Below are 4,051 nucleotides of genomic sequence, written 5' to 3'. Positions count from 1 at the left end.
CCTTGAAATCGCCTTCGCCGGCAAGCCTGGCTCCTACGGGTTTTGCGTGAACCCAGAAGCTCCGTCATCCCCCGATTCTGTAGGAGCCAGCTTGCTGGCGATGGCGTTTTCGGAACAGCCATCGCCGGCAAGCCGGCTCCTACAAAGAGTCGCGTCGAATACTATTGCCCCGGTTTTGCCTTTAACTGCTCAGCCGCAGCCTTGGCCAGGTCCGGTGGCAGGAAGTCCTTGTCCGGGTTGTAGTCAGCCTTGAGATAGCGTTTGAGGTCCTGCAAATCCCCCGGGTTCAGCGTGCCGGCGGCTTGCTTCAGGCGCAGGTTGTCGAGGATGTAGTCGTAGCGGGTGTTGTTGTAATTGCGCACCGAGGTGTACAGCTGACGCTGCGCGTCGAGCACATCGACGATGTTGCGCGTGCCCACCTGATAACCGATTTCGGTCGCTTCCACCGCGCTCTGGTTGGAGATGATCGACTGCTTGCGCGCCTGCACCTGCTCGACATCGGTGTTCACCGCGCGATGCAGGTTGCGGGTGTTTTCCACCACCTGCCGACGCAGGCCTTCACGCTGTTGTTCGGTCTGATCCAGGCGCGAGTACGACTCGCGAACCTGCGAACTGGTCAGCCCGCCGCTGTAGATCGGGATGTTCAATTGCAGCGCCAGCGTGCGTTGCTCGACGGGGCCACCATATGGCTGGCCGAAGCCGTTCGGGTTGCTGAAGCCCAAGGCATCGTTATCGCCTTTCTCATACTTGGCCACCGCATCCACCGTCGGTGCGTGGCCGGCCTTGCGCTGCTTCAGGGTTTCTTCGGCGGCGCTGACCGCGTAGTTGCTGGCCAGCAGGTTCAGGTTCTGTTTGGCGGCGGTGTCGACCCAGGCCTTGGCGTCGTTCGGTGCCGGCGGCAGGATCGGCAAGGTGTGAACGATGCCCTGAATCGAGTTGTACTGACGGTTGGTCAGGGTGATCAACGCTTCAAACGCATCATCCACCTGACGCTGCGCAACGATCCGGTTGGCCCGTGCGGTGTCGTAACTGGCTTGCGATTGCAGCACGTCGGTCTTGTCCGACAGGCCGACATCGAAGCGTTCGTTGGACTGGTCGAGCTGACGCTTGAACGCCGCTTCCTCGGCCTTGGTCGAGGCCAGGTTGTCCTGGCTGCGCAGCACGTTGAAGTAGTCCTCGGCGGTTTGCAGGATCAGGTTCTGCTCGGTCGCCGAGAGTTGCAGGGCGGCTTGCTCATTGACGTCCTTGGCGGCCTGGTACTGGAACCAGCGATCGGCACGAAACAAAGGCTGAGCCAACGTTGCCTGATAGGAATTGGCGCTACGGTTGGCAACGGACGACGGTTGATCGATATCGGTGCGCACGTTGGCCAACTGGGCGCCACCGGAAATATTCGGCAGCAAGCCGGCGCGTGCCTGGGGCACGACTTCTTTCTGCGCGCCGTATTGGGCGCGGGCGGCGGCCAGGTCGGCGTTGTTGTCCACCGCTTCCTGGTAGACGCTGACCAGATCGGTCTTGGTCGATAAGGGCGCTTCTGCTGCCCAGGCCATTCCATTGGAAGCACAAGACACGGCAAGGGCCAGTGAGAGTTTGCGCAGCATGAGGCCATCCCTAAAAATTACACTGATAATTTGAGCGCCAAAGGTACGGCGCAGCCCACTCAGCGTCAATGCGCGACATGGCCGTTGCGAGTGTAGTTGCGCATACGTGCGGCAACAATCGTCTGATTGCGCCATTCATCATGGTGTTTACTGCGGTGTTGGCGTTCTTTGTCAGTTGTGTCTAGACTGGCCGGGTTCTTGTCGGGGTGCCTTGCTATGAGGCTGAGATCGAATAATTTCGGATCCCGTTGAACCTGATCAGGTTAGCGCCTGCGTAGGGAACAAGATTTCTCGTCACCCGGCGAGTCCTCTTGTGCTTCGTCCGGGATGTTGTTCGACAATCGAACACCCCTCGAGCACTGAGCACAGCACTGCTGGTTTTCCCAGCGCCCGTGCGTCCATTCGATTACAGGTTCGCTCCGACAAAAAATCCACTGCCTGGATGTGTTCGGAGAGCCCGTGATGACGATAAAACCAAAAAACATAACGAACCTGAGTGACTCGGCCCAAGTCGATCAACAATCGGTTCAACCGTTTACCCGCTCGCAAAAAATCTACGTTCAGGGCTCCCGCCCGGACATCCTCGTGCCGATGCGCGAAATCAGCCTTGATGTGACCCCGACCGACTTCGGCGGTGAGATCAACGCGCCGGTTGTCGTGTACGACACCTCGGGTCCGTACACCGACCCCAACGTGATCATCGACGTGCGCAAAGGCCTGGCCGACATCCGCTCGCCATGGATCGAAGCCCGTGGCGACACCGAGCGTCTGCCCGGCCTCAGCTCGAACTTCGGCAAGGAACGCCTCGCCGATCCGGAGCTGACCAAGCTGCGATTCGCTCACGTGAACAACCCGCGCCGCGCCAAGGCCGGTGGCAACGTCACGCAAATGCACTACGCGCGTCAGGGCATCATCACGCCCGAGATGGAATTCGTCGCCATCCGCGAAAACATGAAGCTTGAAGTCGCCCGTGCCGCTGGCCTGCTGGATCAGCAACACGCCGGCCACAGCTTTGGCGCCAGCGTGCCGAAAATCATCACCCCCGAATTCGTTCGTGACGAGATCGCCCGCGGTCGCGCGATCATCCCGGCCAACATCAACCACACCGAACTGGAACCGATGATCATCGGCCGTAACTTCCTGGTGAAGATCAACGGCAACATCGGCAACAGCGCACTGGGTTCGTCCATCGAAGAAGAAGTGGCGAAACTGACCTGGGGCATTCGCTGGGGCGCGGACAACATCATGGACTTGTCCACCGGCAAGCACATTCATGAAACCCGCGAGTGGATCATCCGCAACTCGCCAGTGCCGATCGGCACCGTGCCGATTTATCAGGCGCTGGAAAAAGTCGGCGGCGCTGCCGAAGACCTGACCTGGGAGCTGTTCCGCGACACGCTGATCGAACAGGCCGAACAGGGCGTCGATTACTTCACCATCCACGCCGGCGTGCTGCTGCGCTACGTGCCGCTGACCGCCAAACGTGTGACCGGCATCGTTTCCCGTGGCGGTTCGATCATGGCCAAGTGGTGCCTGGCGCACCACAAAGAAAACTTCGCCTACACGCATTTCGAAGAGATCTGCGAAATCATGAAGGCCTACGACGTCAGCTTCTCGCTGGGCGACGGCCTGCGTCCGGGCTCGATTGCCGACGCCAACGACGCCGCGCAATTCGGCGAGCTGGAAACCCTCGGCGAGCTGACCAAGATCGCGTGGAAGCACGACGTGCAAACCATGATCGAAGGCCCGGGCCACGTGCCGATGCAGTTGATCAAAGAGAACATGGACAAGCAGCTCGAGTGCTGCGACGAGGCGCCGTTCTACACCCTCGGCCCGCTGACCACCGACATCGCGCCAGGCTACGACCACATCACCTCGGGTATCGGTGCGGCAATGATCGGCTGGTTCGGTTGCGCGATGCTCTGCTACGTGACGCCGAAGGAACACTTGGGCCTGCCAAACAAGGATGACGTGAAGACCGGGATCATTACTTACAAGATCGCCGCACATGCCGCCGATCTGGCGAAGGGACATCCGGGCGCGCAGATTCGCGACAATGCCTTGAGCAAGGCGCGATTCGAATTCCGTTGGGAAGACCAGTTCAACCTGGGCCTCGATCCGGACACCGCACGTTCGTATCACGATGAGACGTTGCCGAAGGATTCGGCCAAGGTCGCGCATTTCTGTTCGATGTGCGGGCCGAAATTCTGCTCGATGAAAATCACCCAGGAAGTCCGCGAATACGCGGCCAACCAGCGGATCGAGACCGTCGACGCCGAAGTCGCCCGAGGATTGGCGGAACAGGCAGAGCGGTTCAAACAGGAAGGCAGTCAGCTGTACAAGAAGGTTTGATCTGATCCGCAGCGTCAGTGCTTCCTGACTGGCGCATACCCTGTAGGAGCGAGGCTTGCCCGCGAAGGCGTTTTACCTGACACACCGCCTTCGCGGGC

2 protein-coding genes and 1 riboswitch are annotated in these 4,051 nt (G+C 60.0%); of the genes, one reads left to right on the top strand and one right to left on the bottom strand.

The window, feature by feature from the left end; all coding sequences use genetic code 11:
- Positions 1-161: 161 nt before the first annotated feature.
- On the bottom strand, positions 162-1,601 hold the full coding sequence (locus KGB27_RS31080; RefSeq protein ID WP_008027893.1) for a TolC family outer membrane protein: 1,440 nt from the start codon (positions 1,599-1,601) through the stop codon (positions 162-164).
- Positions 1,602-1,793: 192 nt separating this feature from the next.
- A riboswitch (TPP riboswitch) is annotated at positions 1,794-1,899 on the top strand.
- A gap of 164 nt (positions 1,900-2,063) precedes the next feature.
- Here KGB27_RS31080 and thiC point away from each other — a divergent pair.
- Positions 2,064-3,953, top strand: coding sequence for a phosphomethylpyrimidine synthase ThiC (gene thiC, locus KGB27_RS31075; RefSeq protein WP_207284717.1), 1,890 nt, complete (start codon positions 2,064-2,066; stop codon positions 3,951-3,953).
- The last annotated feature ends 98 nt before the right edge of the window (positions 3,954-4,051 follow it).

Source organism: Pseudomonas sp. BF-R-01 (genome assembly GCF_019946615.1).
GTDB classification, from domain to species: Bacteria; Pseudomonadota; Gammaproteobacteria; order Pseudomonadales; family Pseudomonadaceae; genus Aquipseudomonas; species Aquipseudomonas migulae.
This window is presented reverse-complemented; position numbering and strand designations above follow the sequence as displayed.